Genomic DNA, 18549 nt, shown 5'->3' on the forward strand with positions numbered 1-18549 from the left:
AGATTATGAAAATCCCCGCTTGTAATTGCGAGGGGCGGGAAGGCAGGGACGTTGGACCTACCTCGCAATTACCTATTTAGAAATTGAAAAATAAACAATGAAATTACGCATATTCGCTCTCCTGGTTCTAAGCGGCTTTACCGCCCACGCCCAGCTTGGCGCGCAAAAAGAAACCTTTACCCGTGCCGATACTTTGCGGGGGATGCTTACGCCGCTGCGCACCTGTTACGATATCAACTACTACCACCTGGATGTGAAGTTTGATATCGATAATAAGTTCATCAGCGGCAATGTGCTTTTTAAATACACCGCCACGCAGGATTTTACTAAGCTGCAGTTCGACCTGTTTGCCAATATGAAGGTTGAAAAGGTGGTTTATAAAGGCAAGCAAGTACCTTACACCCGCGAGTTTAACGCGGTGTTTGTAACGTTCCCGCAAACCATTAAAAATGGCAGCAAGGAGGAGTTTACCGTGTATTATGCAGGCAACCCAACCATTGCCAAACGCGCGCCATGGGATGGCGGTATCGAGTACAATTTAGATTCGCTTGGTCATAAATGGGTTTCAACCGCTTGCCAGGGGATGGGCGCCAGTGTGTGGTGGCCAACAAAAGACCACCAGGCCGACGAAGTGGACAGCGCCCTGATCAGCATCAGCGTACCCAACGGTTTAAAAGATGTAAGTAACGGTCGCCTGCGTAAGGTTACCAAGTTAAAGGATGGCTACACCCGGTTCGACTGGTTTGTGGCAAACCCTATCAACAACTATAACATAGAAGCTAACATTGGCGATTACGTGCATTACAGCGATACCTACATGGGCGAAAAGGGTAAGCTGACACTTGATTTTTGGCCGCTAAGCTATAACCTGGAGAAAGCGAAAAAACAATGGGGCGCTAACGCCAAACCCATGTTAAAAGCCTTTGAACACTGGTTTGGCCCCTACCCTTTTTACGAAGACGGCTATAAGCTGATAGAAACACACCACTTAGGTATGGAACACCAAAGCGGAACGGCTTATGGCAACCATTACCAAAATGGCTACCTGGGCCGCGATCTGTCGGGTACCGGCTGGGGCTTAAAGTGGGATTTTATAGTAGTACATGAAAGCGGCCACGAATGGTTTGCCAACAATATCACCTCAAAAGATCTTGCCGATATGTGGATACATGAAGGTTTTACCAATTACAGCGAATCGCTATTTATCGAGGATAACTGGGGTAAACAAGCCGGGCAGGAATACGTGCACGGCACTCGTATGAATATCCAGAACGACCGCCCGATTATCGGTCCGTACAATGTTAACAAAGAAGGCTCGGGCGATATGTATTACAAGGGCGGCAATATGCTTAATATGATCCGCACCATTATTAACGATGATGAAAAATGGCGCGGTATACTGCGAGGGCTAAATAAAACCTTTTATCACCAAACCGTTACACACGATCAGATCGTGGGATACATTAATGAGCAAAGCGGTAAGAATTTAACGCCTGTATTCGATCAATATTTAAGGCACGCCAATATTCCAACGCTTGATTTTATGACCATTAACGGCAAACTGATGTGTAAGTGGATGGCTGATGTGCGCGAGTTTAATATGCCGGTAAGGGTACGTATTAACGGCGGGCAATACCAGTTTATCACCCCAAAAACACGCTATACACCGGTTAATATTGAGGGCGCTACTAAGGATAATATCGAGGTTGACACCTTTAATTATTATATAGGCGTATTGGTGAATTAAGTAATTGCCAGGAACGAAGCAATCCCCTACATACTTGTCGCGGACTTTTCTATCGAAGATTGCCGCGCTACGTTCGCAATGACGGTTTGAATTTATTTTGGAAAACGTGCAACTAACGTGTTACATGGTGCGTCTAATAGTAAAACAATACTAAAACCAAACCCCATGAGAACACTAAAGACATTAATTATTGCAGGCTTAATGGTAGCAGCCACAAGCATTGCCAAAGCTGATACCCAAGACCGCCATTTGACGGGATTTAACGCGGTTAGCGTTGCAGGTTCGTACGATGTTTACATTACCCAGGGCTCAACCGAGTCGGTTAAAGTAGACGCACCGGCGGATATTATCGACCGCATCATCACCGAAGTAAAAGGCGGTGTACTAATGATCCACACTAAAGAAGGCACTAACTGGAACTGGAAAGGCAATAAAAAAATGATAGTTTACGTAGCCATTAAGGATGTAAATGCCATAAGCCTTGCAGGTTCAGGCGATGTATTCTTTAAAGAGGGCTTAAGAGCGCCATCGTTAAAAATAAAGCTAACCGGCTCTGGTGATATAAGCGGTAAAGTTGATGTGAAAGAACTGGAAAGCAGCATTGGAGGCTCAGGCGATATAACTTTGTCAGGCCGTGCTGATAACTCAACCGTTAGTGTAGTAGGCTCGGGCGATTTTACCGGGTCGAACTTAGTGACAACCAATACCAGAGTTAAGGTTGCAGGTTCAGGCGATGCAAGGGTAAATGCTAACGATAAGATAGATGCCTCTGTTGTAGGTTCGGGTGATGTGCATTACACCGGCTCTGCCAAGAACATCTCCAGCTCCAAAGCAGGCAGCGGCAGCGTTAGCAGGATGTAATTCTTTTTAATAAAAATACATAGACGAAAATAAGGGACGAATGTCCACAAAAAAAAGCCTCCCGGATAATCCGGGAGGCTTTTAATTTATATGATGATGTTATGCTAATTGTTTAGCTAACTTATCTGCAAGTACTGATTTTGGTACAGCGCCAATCTGTTTGTCAACAATTTCACCCCCTTTAAAATATAACAAAGCAGGGATGTTACGGATACCATATTTCATTGATATGCCGGGATTGTTATCTACGTTCACTTTACCTACAACAGCTTTGCCTTCGTAGTCTTTAGCAAGTTCTTCAACTACCGGGCCTACCATTCTACAAGGGCCGCACCATTCTGCCCAAAAATCAATAAGTACCGGTTTATCTGATTTTAATACCAGTTCGTCAAAGTTTGCATCAGTTATTTCTAAAGCCATGATTTCTATTTTTTTTAAATTTTGTCGTACAAATATATAGTATTCAAATAGCTTGCCACAACTGGGTGCATGACAATGTGACAATTATATTATCAACACCTGCCGTAATTACAAACCCTTTATAGTTGCAATTAATTGGATGGTTACTTTGGATGTGGATAACGTGTTATTCAACCACCTCGCTGATCTGTATCACCGGTGTAATATTGGTGTAGTTGGGGACATCTGCCCTTATCTCTGCGGCATGGCTTTTCATTCCTTCCTGAAAAGCAGCAACGTTATCGAAGTACAAATAACCTATGGCTAGATACGGTACCGGGGCGCCGGGAGCGCCGCCTGCTACGCCTTTATCTATCGCGGTGGCTTTTATGGCATCGCCAAACAACCGTCTCAGCATCGGAAAGTGCTTGGTGGTGTAATAGTTCATGTCGAACGTTTTGCCTTCGCCGTTTGGATATACGATAGTTACTTTTATCATTCCCTTTTTAACTGCCTGGGCATTTGCTGTGTTAGCCTGGCAAGCAAAAACAAACGCAAGTGCCGCAATTAGTAAACAGATCTTCGTTTTCATGTAATTTGGAGGTTAATGGTTTAACTTTGTTATCAGCAAATTACAGAAAAATTCCGGCACTACATCAAAACAGCCGGCGCGTTTGTTAAAGTAAAAATATCCGCCATCAGGTCGTCGCTTGGGCTAACCTTGTGCGATTTGGAAAGCAGGTCTACATACATGGCCTCCTCGCCGTCGCGGATCTTAAATTTAAGCTGACAGCTTTTTGCGGGGTACTTTTCGTTATTGGCATTGATAACCTGTAGCAGGTCATCAAGCAGTTGATCGTTCAGTGCTTTTACGTCGAGGCATACCGTCAGCGATTTGGTCAGTTTATCGCGCATTTCAGATAACAGGCTCATGGTAGTTACCCTCAGGTCCCAGTTATCCTTCTGCCTAAACTTCTCTTCGATATTACCTTTGATATGCAGGAAATACCCGTCAACCATCAGGTTACGGAATTTTACATAGTCTTCGCCAAAAAAGGCGAATTCATAACTCTCGTTATAATCCTCCAAAACAAAGGTGCCAAAAGGCTTACCCATTTTTGTGGTTTTGTGCTGCACGTTAGCTACCAGGCCGCCTATGCAAATTTCCCCGCGCTTGCGCAGGTTGGCCAGGTTTTCCATTACCTCTTCGCCGCCCTCGCCCGAGCGGGCTTTTTGAATATTCTTTAGCTCGGTAATGGTGGTGTTGCAATACTTATCAAGTTCCAGCTTGTAATTATCAAGCGGGTGACCGGTTAGGTATATGCCTATTACTTCCTTTTCGTATTTAAGCTTTTCAATCAGCGGCCATTCCTCGGCTTCGGGCATGGCTGGTTCAGGGATATACGAAGCCACCGAGCCGCCAAATAACGACGACTGCGAGCTGCTTTGCGTGTTCTGGTAATCGTTACCATATTTTATAAGGCGTTCCACCCCGCTTAAAATACCGTTCTCTGTTTTGGCGAAGAATTGCGCGCGGTTAAGTCCAAATTCATCAAAAGCGCCGCCATAAACCAAATTCTCATACGCTTTGCGATTAACCGAGCGGGTGTTTGATCGCTGGGCAAAATCATAAATAGATTTGTAGGGGCCACGTTCCCGGCGCTCTTCAATAATACTTTCAACAGCTTTTTCGCCCACACCTTTTACACCTGTAAGCCCGAAACGTATCACCCCTTTTTTATTAGCGGTGAAGGCCATATCGCTTTCGTTGATATCCGGCCCCAGAACCTGCACCCCCATGCGGCGGCATTCTTCCATAAAGAAGGTGATCTTCTCCATGTTGTTTTGGTTGTTCAATACCGCGGCCATATATTCAGCCGGGTAATGGGCTTTAAGGTAAGCCGTTTGGTAGGCCACAAAGGCATAACAGGTAGAGTGCGACTTGTTGAACGCGTACTGCGCAAACGCCTTCCAGTCTGTCCATATTTTGGTCAGCTTATCTTTGGGATGGCCTTTAGCCATAGCCCCCTCCATAAACTGGGCTTCCATTTTGTTAAGCACCTCAATTTGCTTTTTACCCATCGCCTTCCGCAAAACATCGGCATCGCCCTTACTAAAGCCTGCCAGCTTTTGCGACAAAAGCATCACTTGCTCCTGGTACACGGTAATACCATAGGTTTCGCCCAGGTATTCCTCCATATCCGCCAGGTCAAACACAATAGGTTCCAGCCCGTGCTTACGCTTAATAAAATTGGGTATATACTCTATCGGGCCCGGGCGGTACAGGGCGTTCATGGCTATTAAATCCTCAAACTTATCCGGCTTAAGGTCGCGCAAGTACATCTGCATACCGTCGCTTTCAAACTGAAAGGTACCGTTAGTATCGCCGCGCTGATAAAGTGCGTAAGTTTGCTCATCATCCAGGGGGATATAGTCTATATCTATATCAATATCGTGGTTCTGTTTGATCAACCTTAACGCATCCTTTATAATAGTAAGGGTTTTAAGGCCCAAAAAGTCCATTTTGATAACGCCGGCATCTTCTATCACACGTCCGTCGTACTGGGTAACCAGCAGATCGGAGTCTTTAGCGGTAGCCACCGGCACAATCTCTGTAAGGTCATAAGGGGCAATAATGATACCCGCGGCGTGGACCCCTGTATTACGTACAGACCCTTCAAGTTTTTCTGCTTCGCGAAGTACAATCCCCTTAAGGTCGGTTGATTTGTAAATGGTTTGCAGTTCGGGCACTTGCTCTATAGCCGTTTTAAGGTTGATACCTAAAGTTTCCGGCACCAGCTTTTTAAGCGCGTTTACTTCAGATAGCGGCATGTCCAGCACGCGGCCTACATCCTGTATACTGGTACGCGCCGCCATTGAGCCGTAGGTAATGATCTGCGCTACCTGGTTCTTTCCATATTTATCAACCACGTAATCTATTACCTTTTGGCGGCCGGCGTCATCGAAGTCCGTATCGATATCGGGCATGCTCTTACGGTCGGGGTTAAGGAAACGCTCGAACAGCAGGTTGTACTTCAAGGGATCGATGTTGGTAATACCTGTGCAATAAGCAACCACCGAACCTGCCGCCGAGCCACGACCGGGGCCAATAAATACGCCCATATCGCGGCCGGCCTTTATAAAGTCGGCCACAATAAGGAAGTATCCGGCAAACCCCATGGTACGGATGGTAAACAGTTCAAAATTAATGCGCTCTTCGGCCTCGGGGCTTATATCCTTATAACGCTCTTTGGCACCCATAAAGGTAAGGTGCTTCAGGTATTCCCACTGGTTAAGGGTGTCCGCATCGGGCGTCATATCACTGTGGATCTTAAACTCGGGCGGGATAACGTAATTTGGTAACAGGATATCGCGCTTTAATTTTAGCACATCAACCTTATCTACAATTTCCTGCGTGTTGTCCAATGCCTCGGGGATGTCATGGAACAACTTGCCCATCTCATCCTGTGTTTTAAAGTAAAACTGGTCATTAGTGAAGCCGAAACGATAACCTTTGCCGCCTTCTTCGTCGGTAGCGATTGGGGTGCTTTGCAAGTCGCCGGTGTTAACACACAGCAAAATGTCGTGCGCGTTCGAGTCCTGCTGATCCACATAATGCGAATCGTTCGAACAGATAACCTTTACGTTATACTTTTTGGCAAACTTCATTAGCACAGCATTCACCGTGTTTTGCTCGGGGATATCATGGCGCTGCATTTCGATGTAGAAATCTTCGCCGAACAGGTCAAGCCACCATTTAAATTCAATTTCGGCAGCCGCTTCGCCATCGCGTAGTATAGCCTGCGGTACCGATGCCCCCAGGCAGCAGGTAGTGGCTATAATGCCTTTATGATATTTTAAGATCAGTTCTTTATCAATCCGCGGCCATTTGCTGTAAAGCCCTTCCATATAACCTAACGAGCATAGCTTTATCAGGTTTTTATAGCCTTCAGCGTTTTTGGCCAGCATCAGCTGGTGGTAACGCTTGTCTTTTTTCTCTTTGGTAAACTGCTTTATATGCCTGTCTTCAACAACATAAAATTCGCACCCAACAATGGGTTTAACGTTATGCTTACCCGCTTCGGCCACAAATTTGAATGCGCCAAACATATTACCATGATCGGTAATAGCAAGAGCCTTCATGCCATCGGCAGCAGCTTTTTTGTATAACTTTGATATATCGGCGGCACCGTCAAGTAACGAGAATTGGGTATGTACGTGTAAGTGCGAAAAATCGGGCATAACAACAAATATCTGTGGAATACAAATCTATCAAAAAACAAAAGAGCGGTAAAGAAGTATCCTATATTTTTAATTCATCGGCACCAATGGCATACTTTTTTCTTTATGATCGTGTAACGTCTCAGCCGTTAATCTTTTTCATGAGCCCATCCTGCCGTTGTTGCAAACAATTAGCTATAAACAGGTGTTGAAAAATACAGCTGCCAGCATTTTTTAAGTATGAAACACAATCTGAACAGAAACCCTAACCTTTACTAATTTGGAACGATTTGGACGTATAGCTCTTAAAACTATTCTTTGGATAATTGCAAGTGTAATTTTTTTGATATTGCTTGTAGTTATTTTAATACAAGTACCCGCTGTGCAAAATTTTGCGAAGGATAAAGCGGTCACTTTTCTTCAAAATAAAATTCATACAAAAGTGGAGATCGGCCATATCAGTTTGGGCCTGCCTAAGTTGCTCGTGCTTGAGGATGTTTATTTTGAGGACCAGAAGAAAGACACCCTTATTGCCGGTGACAAATTAAAGGTTGATATTACCCTGTTAAAATTGCTTAAGAACAAGGTTGAGATAAATGAAATAAACCTGGAAGGCATCACTGCCAACATTAGCCGCGGCCCCGATAGCCTTTTTAACTTCGATTATATTTTAAAGGCCTTTGCCGGCGAACAAAAAAAAGAGGTTAAGCCCGAGGATACCACCTCTACCATGAAGTTTTCGGTAGATAAGATCATCCTTGATAGGATCAATATAAAATATAAGGATGTAACCACCGGTAACGATGTTAAATTTTTGCTGGGACACTTTGATACCCGTATCAAGGATTTTGATATGGATAAAATGAAATTTACTATCCCTAAAATAAACCTGAGCGGTGTTAACGCTAAAATCATACAAACTCCTGCAGGCTCGTCTATTAAACAAGCGGCTACCATTGATACGGCTACCAAGCCTCTGAATTTAGACCTCACCCTGGGCGAAATAAATGTAGATAAGGTAAAAGTTGATTACAAAAGCAGCGAGATGGCCGCTAATGTTGACCTGGGTACCTTTTTGGTAGAAATGGACAAGATAGATATGAAAAACCAGCATGTGGGCATCAAATCTATCAAGCTGGACAACACCAACGCCGGGCTTACTTTTGCTAAACCACAAACCGTGGCTAAAGCCGTTGATAAAACCATCAAAAAAATTGATACGCTAACTTCAACAACACAGGCCAAAGGGTGGACAGCCAGTTTAGGTCACATTACCCTGGCTAACGATAATATTAATTTTGATAACAACGCGCAAAAACCACTGCCACGCGGGCTGGATTTTGCACACATGGGTATCAAAAACCTAAATACCGATATAACTGACCTTTCTTATACACCAGATAGCTTATCAGGAAAAGTTAATTCGTTCACGTTTGCTGAAAAAAGCGGTTTAAAGATCAATAAGTTTCACACAGCATTTTTTTACGGACCAAAAAGCGCTTACCTAAAAGACCTGCTGGTAGAAACCCCTACATCGGTTATACAGAAAGATCTGCAGGTGGGATACCCTTCTATCGAATCGTTAACAAAAGATTTGGGCAGATTAAGTATCAACGCCAACCTTGACGGTAGCAAGCTTGGGCTGCGTGATGTATTGTTATTAATGCCAACTATGGCATCAATGGAACCGTTTAAATCCTCGCCAAACTCGATCATCAAAATAAACGGCCGTGTTAGCGGCCAGGTAAACAACCTGCGCATCCCCAACATTGAAATAAGCGGCTTTGGTAACACCTATGTAAAAGCATCTGCTACCATGCGGGGCCTGCCCAACGTACAGAAGGCATACTTTGACCTTAACATCAATGATTTTCGTACTACCCGCAATGATATTGCCCGCCTGGTGCCAAAAGGTACTATACCGCCGAATGTAAGCATCCCCGAAAATATGGACCTGAAAGGGACATTTAAGGGCATCATGAAAAACTTCAATACCAAAATGGCGCTGCGCAGCAGCTACGGCGCGGTTGATTTGGTAGCGGCCATGAAGAGCGGCAAGCGCAAAGGCAGCGAAACGTACTCGGCCAATATAAAGGCCAACAATCTAAACGTTGGAGCGCTTACCAAACAGCCGCAAATGGTGGGCTTTGTTACAGCTAAGGCTACCATCAGCGGTGCGGGGCTCGACCCAAAAACGGCCAGCCTTAAGTTCAGCGGCGATGTAATAAGTGCAAATGTAAAAGGCTACACTTATCGTAATTTGGTGATGAATGGCACCGCCCGCAATGGCAGCTATGTAGCTAAGGCACGAATGAAAGACCCGAACATCAATATAACCCTTGATGCTAAGGCCAATATGAATAAAAAATACCCGTCTGTTAATGCTACGCTTGTAGTAGATAGCATCAATCTGCAGAAACTCAACTTCACTACAAACCCAATGCGTTTTCACGGTAAGATCATAGCTGATGTGCCTACCGCTGACCCTGATTACCTGAACGCAAATATACTGGCTACAGATTTGGTGATGAATAACAACGGTCAGCGCATTCAAATGGATACCATAAGCCTGGTGTCTACCGCTAATGCCGATAGCAGCACATTAAAGCTGGAAACCCCTATGTTTTACGCGCACATGGCAGGTAAGTATAAGCTAACTCAAATTACGCCCGCTGTACAGGATGTGATAGATAAATATTACAACACCAGCCTGGGTAGCAAAACACCCCGCGCGAAAGTGCAGTACTCGCCGCAGCAGTTTACCTTTGACGCACGACTTGTTAAAACCCCGCTGGTTACCCAGTTTGCGCCCGATCTAAAACAACTATCGCCGGTATTATTTAACGGCAGCTTTAACAGCACCACCGGCCAACTGGTGGTAAACGGCTCGGCACCGCGCGTTATTTATGGTACAAATACAGTAAACAATCTTAAACTTGCTATTAACACCGGCAACAACGCCCTTAATTATAGCCTAACTGTAGACGAGGTAAAAGTGGGTTCATCGCTCGACCTGCTTTATACCAGTATAACCGGCGCTGCACAAAACAATAAATTGGGAGTTAACCTGCAAGTAAGGGATAAGACAAAAAAAGAGCGTTATCGCCTTGCGGGTACTTTTAGTGCGCTGCCCAACCAATATCAGTTCAGCTTTTTGGAAAACGGTCTGCTGCTTGATTATACCCCATGGGCAGTTAACCCCGATAATGCCTTGTTTTATGGCGCTAAAGGCATACTGGCCCGAAACTTCAGTATCAGTAACACTAACCAGGTATTGAGCGCCAACAGTAACTCTGGCGAATACAACTCGCCCATAACGGTCGATTTCCGGAACTTCCGTATAGAAACCCTGACCAAACTGGCACAACAGGACTCGTTATTAGTGGGCGGCGTTATCAACGGCAATGCTGTGGTAAGCAATTTCCAAAAATCGCCTGTTTTTACATCGGCCCTTAACATAAGCGATTTTAACTTTAAGGGCGATACTGTTGGTAACATAGCGCTTAAGGTGAATAATCAAACTCAAAACACCTACGCCGCCCAAATGAGTATTACAGGAAAAGGAAACCAGGTAGATCTGAACGGCTTTTATTATACTGCACCTCAAAGCCGGTTTGACCTTAATTTGAATATTGTTAACCTAGGCATGAAAAGCATAGAAGGTCTTAGTTTCGGTGCGATAAAAAACTCCAGCGGCAACATAACCGGCCAGCTTAAAATAACCGGAACAACCGATGCACCCGCCGTACGCGGCGACATTCGTTTTAACAGGGTAGCCTTTAATGTAAGTATGCTAAACTCCTACTTCACCATGCCGCAGGAAAGTATTACGTTTAATGATGAGGGTATCCGCTTTAATGATTTTACCCTGGTTGACTCTACCGGAAGCAAAGCAACCGTATCGGGTTCAATCTATACACAAACTTATACCGACTTTAAATTCGGGCTGGATATCCGTTCAAATAATTTCAGGGTGATCAACTCTACCCGCGCCGATAATAAGCTTTTTTACGGTAAGCTTTTTATGGATAGCAACATTAAGATACGCGGCGACATGGCAAAGCCCGTGGTTGACGCTACCTTAACCGTTAACGATAAAACCGACCTGGCAATAGTTTTACCATCAAGCGACCCTGCCGTTGAAGACCGTAAAGGTGTGGTGGAGTTTTTTGACGCCAGCGCCCCGCAAGCCGATTCAATATTTATGGCTCGCCAGCTCGATTCGTTAAAGCAATCGGAAATAACCGGGCTCGACGTAAACGCAACTGTAAATATTGACAAAAATGCAGCTTTCACTATTGTGGTTGATGAGCGTAACGGCGATGTGGTGCATCTGAAAGGCGAGGCACACCTTAGCGGGGGCATCGACCCAAGTGGCAAAACCAGTTTAACCGGTACTTATATTGTTAACAGTGGTTCGTACAATTTATCGTATGCCACTGTATCGCGCAAATTCAACTTTAAACAAGGCAGCACTATTACATGGACGGGTGACCCCACCAGCGCAAATATAGACCTCACGGCAATTTACATAGCCAATGTTCCGCCCATTGACCTGGTGGCCAATCAGCTATCGGAACAAAACACTACACAGTATAAGCAAAAGCTTCCGTTTAACGTAAACCTTAATTTACGTAACCAGCTAATGAAACCCGATATCAGCTTTGACATTACGCTGCCCGACAGTAACTATAACGTATCAGGCGAAGTAACCAACACAGTTGATACCCGGCTTGCACAAATACGGCAAGACCCTAACGAACTGAATAAACAAGTGCTGGGCGTATTGGTGCTTGGCCACTTTATTGGAGATAACCCCTTGCAAAGCCAGGGCGGCAGCGCGGGTGTTGAAGGTGCGATACGTAATAGCGTAAGCAGTTTATTATCAGATCAGTTAAACAGCCTTGCAGGCGATCTAATATCAGGCGTAGACCTTAACTTTGGTTTAACGTCGGGCGAAGATTATTCGTCGGGTACGGCAACCAACCGAACCGACCTGAACGTAGGCTTGTCAAAACGCTTTCTCAATGACCGGCTAACTGTTTCGGTGGGCAATAATTTCAACCTGGAGGGTGCACAGCAGGGACAAAAAACATCAAATATCGCGGGCAATGTATCAGTGAATTATAAACTGAGTAAAGATGGGCGGTATACCTTACGTGCTTACCGTAAAGATGAATTTGTAGTGATACAAGGCCAGATCGTTGAAACAGGTATAGGTTTCTCGCTTACCGTAGATTATAACCGTTTCCGTGAAATATTCCGTAAGCGGACAAAAGAAGAAAGAGAGATGCGCCGCAGGTACAAACAAGAACAAAAGCTGAGGGAAGAGCAGGAGAAGGCATCGCAGCAAAAAGATAAAGAGGAAAGAACTAAGACCCAGACCACAACCTTATGATAAAACGTATAATATATTTATTATCGCTGGCAGTTATTTTAAATGCTTGCAGTACCACCAAATATGTGCCTGAAGGCGAAAAGTTATATACAGGCGGCACTGTAAAGGTTGAAGACAAGGCGATCTCCAAAAGCGACTCGAAAAACCTCAGCTCCGAAATGAAGGCGCTTATACGCCCAAAACCAAATTCATCTATCCTGGGTATGCGTATAAAACTTTGGTTGTATTATAAAACCAAAAACCGGCATGGCTTTATACAAAAATTTCTGAGTAAATATGGCGAGCCGCCGGTATATGTAAGCCAGTTGGATATCGCCAAGAACAGCGAGATCATGACCAACCGCCTGCAAAACGAAAGCTATTTTCAGGCCAGTGTAAGCGGCGATACCATAGGTAAAAAGAAAACTGCCAAGGCAGTATTTACGGCGTTGCCGGGGCCGTCTTATACCATACGCAATGTAACTTTCCCCAGCGCTACCGACAATAATTTGGATACCGCCATTAAAGGTACACAAGCCGAAACGCTTTTAAAAAGTGACGATAAATACAACCTGGATGTTATTAAAGCCGAGCGGTTACGTATTGATACCCGGCTAAAAGAGGAAGGTTTTTTTTATTTTGCGCCCGAGCAGCTTATAGTACGGGTTGATAGTACGGTTGATACCCATAAGGTGGACCTTGTTGTTAAGATAAAAGAAACCACCCCCGAGCAGGCCCGTGAAATTTATACCATCCGTAATATTTACGTTTATCCTAATTACTCTTTACGTGATACGTCGCTAAAACTTGATCAGGCCAAACCATATCGCTGGTACAATATTATTGACCCGCGCAATACGGTTCGCCCTTACTTATTTGCCAATACGGTGTTGCTGCATCCTAACGATGTTTATAGCCGCACTGTTCATAACAACTCGTTAAACCGGTTTATTAACCTTGGGCCTTACCGTTATGTAAAAAACAGGTTCGAGGATGTAACACCCGACTCCCCAAAGCTGGATGTTTACTATTTTCTTACCCCGTACAAACGCAAATCCTTACAGGCCGAAATCATAGGGCGTACCACATCGGCTAATTATACCGGCACACAGTTGAACCTGAGCTGGAAAAACCGTAACGCTTTTAAAGGTGGTGAATTATTAACAGTAACCCTTTTTGGAAGTACCGATGTGCAGGTGGGCGGCCAAAACAGCGGCTTTAATGTTTATCAATACGGTGTGCAAACGAGCCTTTCGTGGCCGAGGCTAATTCCATTCAATATCAAATCAGCTAATGCGTACATACCCCGTACTATACTAACAGTGGGTTACACCTCTGTAGTAAGGCAAAAATTGTACTCGCTTAACTCTTTTACCGGCTCATTTGGGTACCAGTTTAAGTCAGATATACATAAAACGCACGAGTTGAACTTACTGGAGGTAGCATATGTTAAGCCACGTAATGTAACCCAACTGTATACAGATAGCATCAGCAATCCGCAAAACCGCAATCCTTCACTTAAACACGTGATAGATCCGCAGTTTACCATGGGGCCAAGCTATGCTTATACTTATGACAACACTACCGAAGATTACCGCACAAATAGCCTTTATTACCGCGGTAAATTAAGTTTATCAAATAATTTGTATGGGCTTTTAACCGGTGCCGATACCTTAGGAGGCAAAGTAAAAAAATTGTTCGGAAGCGTGTTTAATCAGTACGTGAAGGCCGAGGCCGAGATCAGGTTTTTCCATAAGCTTACCGCCGGTAGTAAAATTGCTTCAAGATTATTGGTTGGTGTTGGTTTGCCTTACGGCAACTCAACCATATTGCCCTATAACCAGCAATTTTTTATTGGCGGGCCTAACAGTTTAAGAGGTTTTAGGCCACGGTCTATAGGCCCGGGCACGGTTGACCCTACCCCGCTAAGCGGCAACAGCTTTATTGCCGACCAAAGCGGGGATATAAAGCTGGAAGCGAACGTTGAGTTCCGCCAAAAGTTATTCAGTATTGTTTACGGCGCCTTATTCGCCGACGCCGGTAACATCTGGAACGCCAAGCCACACCAGCCGGGCGGCACCTTTGGCCCCGATTTTATAAAACAGATGGCTGTTGATGCCGGCTTTGGTTTAAGGTTTGATGCCACCATATTGGTGCTGCGTACCGATCTTGGTTTCCCGCTGATAAGGCCTTACACGCCTGCAGGTGGTACACGATCTATAAGCCCAAGTTTTAAAAACGCGATCTTCAACATTGCTATAGGTTATCCGTTTTAATGAATGTAATATTATCGGCCTAAGCTCGTCTATTACAATAAGCGTACTTATGCCGAAAACCAAAGCGAATAACTAATGGCTAAAAACACTGTACTCGTTCCTTTAAATATAATTGATCTGCATGGCGACGGCTTTCACCCGGTGCTTGATATTACCCTATTTAATACGCCATTTAAAGTGGTGCTTGATACCGGCGCATCACGTACCGCGTTTGATCACCAGCTATTGAGACAGGCCAACCAGGCGGCACCCATTATAGCCAGCGAAAGGCTATCAACCGGGTTGGGCACCAACACCATGGAATCGGCTACAGCCCTTATCGAAAACATATGGATAGGCGACCTGTTGATACCCGAGCTTGAAGTGGCGGTTCTGGATCTGTCCACAATAAACATAGCATATCGCGAACTGGGGCACCCGGAAGTTTTAGGTGTTTTAGGCAGCGATGTGCTCATGAGATATAGCGCCGTTATTGATTTTGGCAAGAAACGGCTGCTATTAAAGTAATACCGTTCAGTTATTTGGCGGCAGCTGTTTTAAATTCGCGCTTATATAGTTTGTATAACGCTATGTTGTAAAAGATGCCCAATACAAAAGATATGGTGAGTAAGTAGTAATTGTTGCTTTCCCATATTTTGTATTGTGCCAGGTTGGTAATAATAATGGGTATAAGGCAAATACGGATAGGTAGGCCTGCCAGGTTTTCAAATAATTTATCCTTTGCTGATCTACGTGTGGTATCTAAAATATAACCCGTATTATATAAACGCAAAAGGCAGATCATACCCGGCGTAAAAACTACCAGGGCAAACATGCCCCATATTGCGTTAGCGCTAAACTGCACGTGCGAGAAAATATAATATGCCAGCAGGGCACTCACTAATGCATAAAGCACCCCAGGGAATTTAAAGCAGTCGGTAAAATAACTTCCAAACCTACGGAGGGCATCCTTAACCAACGCTTTCTTGCCAGCTTGTTCCAGTTTCAATAAATTGGCCGGACTTCCGAAATCGCTTCTGATGATGTTGTTGATAGCGTCTTCAAAAGAAATGTTACCAGGCTGATGTTCCATAGCCGATAGGATATGATCATAGATTTCTTCGTATGTTTCGCGGTAAGCAAGTGTATTGTATAAATAATCCTGCAATACTTTTAGTTGTTGTTCTGTTGGTTTCATTTTGTAGCGGGGTTAAGATTCAATAATGTTTGCAGCTGATCTATGAAAGCCTGTGCTTCGGCCAACTTGCTGGTCACCTCTTTGCCGCCTTGTTCGGTAAGGCTGTAATATTTGCGCACCCTGTTATCAACCACCTGTGTAAACGTTTCCACATAACCATCGGCCTCCAATTTATGCAGGGCGGGATACAGCGCGCCCTCGGTAAGCATAAGCCCTCCTTCTGATACCTCTTTAACCTTTTGAGTTATTTCGTATCCGTACATCTGATCGTTATCTTCCAGCAGTTTTAAAATGATGGTTTGTAAGCTTCCTTTTAGCAATGGGTTGGACTTCATGATCCAAATATAAAATAATTTATATATATAAGAAACTTATGTATATAAATATAAAAGTTTTTGTTAATGAAGAAAAAAAAGCCCCGCTTAACGCGGGGCTTGTATATTTTTTATCGTATATCTTTTAGGTATCTATACGAGCGTAACGTGCATTTTTCTCAATAAATTCCCGGCGTGGGGCAACTTCGTCACCCATCAACATAGAGAATGTATGGTCGCACTCAGCAGCATTTTCAATGCTTACCTTTTTAAGGGTACGGTTTGCCGGGTTCATAGTGGTTTCCCATAGTTGCTCGGCGTTCATCTCTCCCAAACCTTTGTAACGCTGTACATGTACGCTATCTTCTTTACCTTGGCCTTTAAGTCGCTGTATAGCCTTATCGCGCTGCTCGTCACTCCAGCAATATTCCGACTCTTTACCTTTTTTAACCTGATATAGTGGCGGCGAGGCAATGTACACATAACCATATTCAACCAGCTCCTTCATATATCGGAAGAAGAAAGTCAGGATCAATGTGGTAATGTGCGACCCATCCACATCCGCATCGGTCATGATCACAATTTTATGATAACGAAGCTTGGTCAGGTTCAGTGCCTTTGCATCCTCGGGTGTACCAATACTTACACCCAGGCCGGTAAACATATTCTTTATTTCTTCATTCTCGTATATCTTATGCTCCATGGCCTTCTCCACGTTCAGTATCTTACCCCGTAACGGGAGTATTGCTTGGTATTCGCGGTTACGGCCTTGTTTGGCAGTACCACCCGCCGAATCGCCCTCTACAAGGTACAATTCGCACAGGGTTGGGTCGCTGTTGGCACAATCAGAGAGCTTACCAGGCAGGCCCGATCCGCTCATTACACTCTTGCGTTGCACCATTTCGCGCGCCTTACGGGCTGCTGCACGGGCTGTAGCGGCAAGTATAACCTTTTGCACTATCATCTTTGCTTCCCTCGGGTTTTCCTCAAGGTAGTTGCCTAAAATTTCGCCTACGGCAACGTTAACCGCGCCACTCACCTCGCTGTTCCCCAGCTTGGTTTTGGTTTGCCCTTCAAACTGTGGTTCCTGAACTTTAACCGAAATGACAGCTGTTAACCCTTCACGAAAGTCATCGCCTGTAACATCAACCTTAACATTTTTAAGCAGGCCCTCTTTATCAGCATAAGCCTTAAGCGTACGGGTAAGCCCCATTCTGAAACCGGCAACGTGAGTACCGCCTTCAATGGTATTAATGTTATTTACATACGAATGCACATTTTCCGAATAAGTATCGTTGTATTGCAGTGCAAGTTCTACTGGTATCCCTTGTTTTATCCCCTCTACATAAATAGGCTCAGGAATAATAGAGACACGGGTGCCATCAAGGTATTTAACAAACTCTTTTAACCCGCCTTCAGAAAAGAACTCTTCGGTTGGAAATGTACCGTCGGCATTTTCTTCACGTTCGTCAGTTAAGGTTAAACGTATGCCTTTGTTCAAGAAGGCCAGTTCGCGCAAGCGGGTAGCCAACGTATCAAACTTGTACTCGGTTGTCGTTGTAAAGATTTCCGGATCGGGCTGAAAAGTTTGGGTTGTACCTGTTTTGTCAGATACCCCTATTTCTTTTACAGGGAATAGCGGTTTACCACGCTCGTACTCTTGTGTAAATATTTTACCCTCGCGATGCACAACGGTTTTAACATGAACGGACAGCGCGTTAACGCAACTTACACCTACACCATGCAAACCGCCTGATACCTTATAAGTATCCTTATCAAATTTACCGCCTGCATGCAGTACGGTCATTACTATTTCAAGGGCTGATTTTTGTTCTTTTGTATTGATACCTGTGGGTATACCGCGGCCATTATCTACAACCGTTATGGCATTACCCTTATGTATTGTAACGTTAATGGTATCACAGTAGCCGGCAAGTGCCTCGTCTATCGAGTTATCAACAACCTCGTAAACCAGGTGATGAAGGCCTTTTACGCCCGTATCACCGATGTACATCGAAGGCCTTTTACGTACAGCTTCCAGGCCTTCTAAAACCTGTATATTATCTGCTGAGTAATTTGATTTATCCTGATTTTCTTCGCTCATATTTGATTAAAAAAATAACCTTTTCTCCAAGTGGAGTTTATACACAAAAATACGATTTTTGCTTCACATAAAG

At 44.4% G+C, this 18549-nt stretch carries 11 protein-coding genes; 5 read left to right on the forward strand and 6 right to left on the reverse strand.

Translation table 11 applies throughout. From position 1 onward, the window contains the following. Window positions 1–97: 97 nt before the first annotated feature. On the forward strand, window positions 98–1747 hold the full coding sequence (locus HDC91_RS10165) for a M1 family metallopeptidase (protein ID WP_183551637.1): 1650 nt from the start codon (window positions 98–100) through the stop codon (window positions 1745–1747). A gap of 165 nt (window positions 1748–1912) precedes the next feature. Continuing rightward, window positions 1913–2608, forward strand: coding sequence for a head GIN domain-containing protein (locus HDC91_RS10170; protein ID WP_183551639.1), 696 nt, complete (start codon window positions 1913–1915; stop codon window positions 2606–2608). Between the two features lie 99 nt (window positions 2609–2707). Here HDC91_RS10170 and trxA read toward each other — a convergent pair whose 3' ends face one another. From trxA to dnaE, 3 genes are all read right to left on the reverse strand, one after another. After that, the gene (gene trxA / locus HDC91_RS10175) at window positions 2708–3028 is read right to left on the reverse strand and encodes a thioredoxin (protein ID WP_129876852.1); all 321 of its coding nucleotides are present in this window, start codon (window positions 3026–3028) and stop codon (window positions 2708–2710) included. Window positions 3029–3194: 166 nt separating this feature from the next. Then, window positions 3195–3599 carry an EthD family reductase gene (locus HDC91_RS10180; RefSeq protein ID WP_183551641.1) on the reverse strand — a complete coding sequence of 135 codons (405 nt, stop codon included), beginning with the start codon at window positions 3597–3599 and terminating at the stop codon, window positions 3195–3197. A 59-nt stretch (window positions 3600–3658) separates the two neighbouring features. Continuing rightward, on the reverse strand, window positions 3659–7249 hold the full coding sequence (gene dnaE, locus HDC91_RS10185; protein ID WP_183551651.1) for a DNA polymerase III subunit alpha: 3591 nt from the start codon (window positions 7247–7249) through the stop codon (window positions 3659–3661). A gap of 259 nt (window positions 7250–7508) precedes the next feature. Here dnaE and HDC91_RS10190 point away from each other — a divergent pair, with 259 nt between their 5' ends. The 3 genes from HDC91_RS10190 to HDC91_RS10200 all read left to right on the forward strand — a co-directional run bounded on the left by HDC91_RS10190 (window position 7509) and on the right by HDC91_RS10200 (window position 15388). Next, window positions 7509–12626 carry a translocation/assembly module TamB domain-containing protein gene (locus HDC91_RS10190; RefSeq protein ID WP_183551658.1) on the forward strand — a complete coding sequence of 1706 codons (5118 nt, stop codon included), beginning with the start codon at window positions 7509–7511 and terminating at the stop codon, window positions 12624–12626. Beyond that, window positions 12623–14881, forward strand: a complete 2259-nt coding sequence (locus HDC91_RS10195; RefSeq protein ID WP_183551661.1) for a BamA/TamA family outer membrane protein — start codon at window positions 12623–12625, stop codon at window positions 14879–14881. Before HDC91_RS10190 ends, HDC91_RS10195 begins: the two co-directional genes overlap by 4 nt. 75 nt (window positions 14882–14956) lie before the next feature. Beyond that, the gene (locus HDC91_RS10200) at window positions 14957–15388 is read left to right on the forward strand and encodes an aspartyl protease family protein (protein WP_183551662.1); all 432 of its coding nucleotides are present in this window, start codon (window positions 14957–14959) and stop codon (window positions 15386–15388) included. A gap of 10 nt (window positions 15389–15398) precedes the next feature. On the opposite strand, the gene HDC91_RS10205 is transcribed toward HDC91_RS10200, so the two are convergent. From HDC91_RS10205 to gyrB, 3 genes are all read right to left on the reverse strand, one after another. Next, complete coding sequence (locus HDC91_RS10205) at window positions 15399–16058, reverse strand: hypothetical protein (RefSeq protein WP_183551665.1); 660 nt, start codon at window positions 16056–16058, stop codon at window positions 15399–15401. Continuing rightward, on the reverse strand, window positions 16055–16393 hold the full coding sequence (locus tag HDC91_RS10210) for a PadR family transcriptional regulator (RefSeq protein WP_162429395.1): 339 nt from the start codon (window positions 16391–16393) through the stop codon (window positions 16055–16057). Before HDC91_RS10210 ends, HDC91_RS10205 begins: the two co-directional genes overlap by 4 nt. Window positions 16394–16517: 124 nt before the next feature. Beyond that, window positions 16518–18476, reverse strand: a complete 1959-nt coding sequence (gene gyrB, locus HDC91_RS10215; protein WP_183551668.1) for a DNA topoisomerase (ATP-hydrolyzing) subunit B — start codon at window positions 18474–18476, stop codon at window positions 16518–16520. Window positions 18477–18549 lie beyond the last annotated feature (73 nt).

The organism is Mucilaginibacter sp. AK015 (genome assembly GCF_014200785.1).
Classification (GTDB): Bacteria; Bacteroidota; Bacteroidia; order Sphingobacteriales; family Sphingobacteriaceae; genus Mucilaginibacter.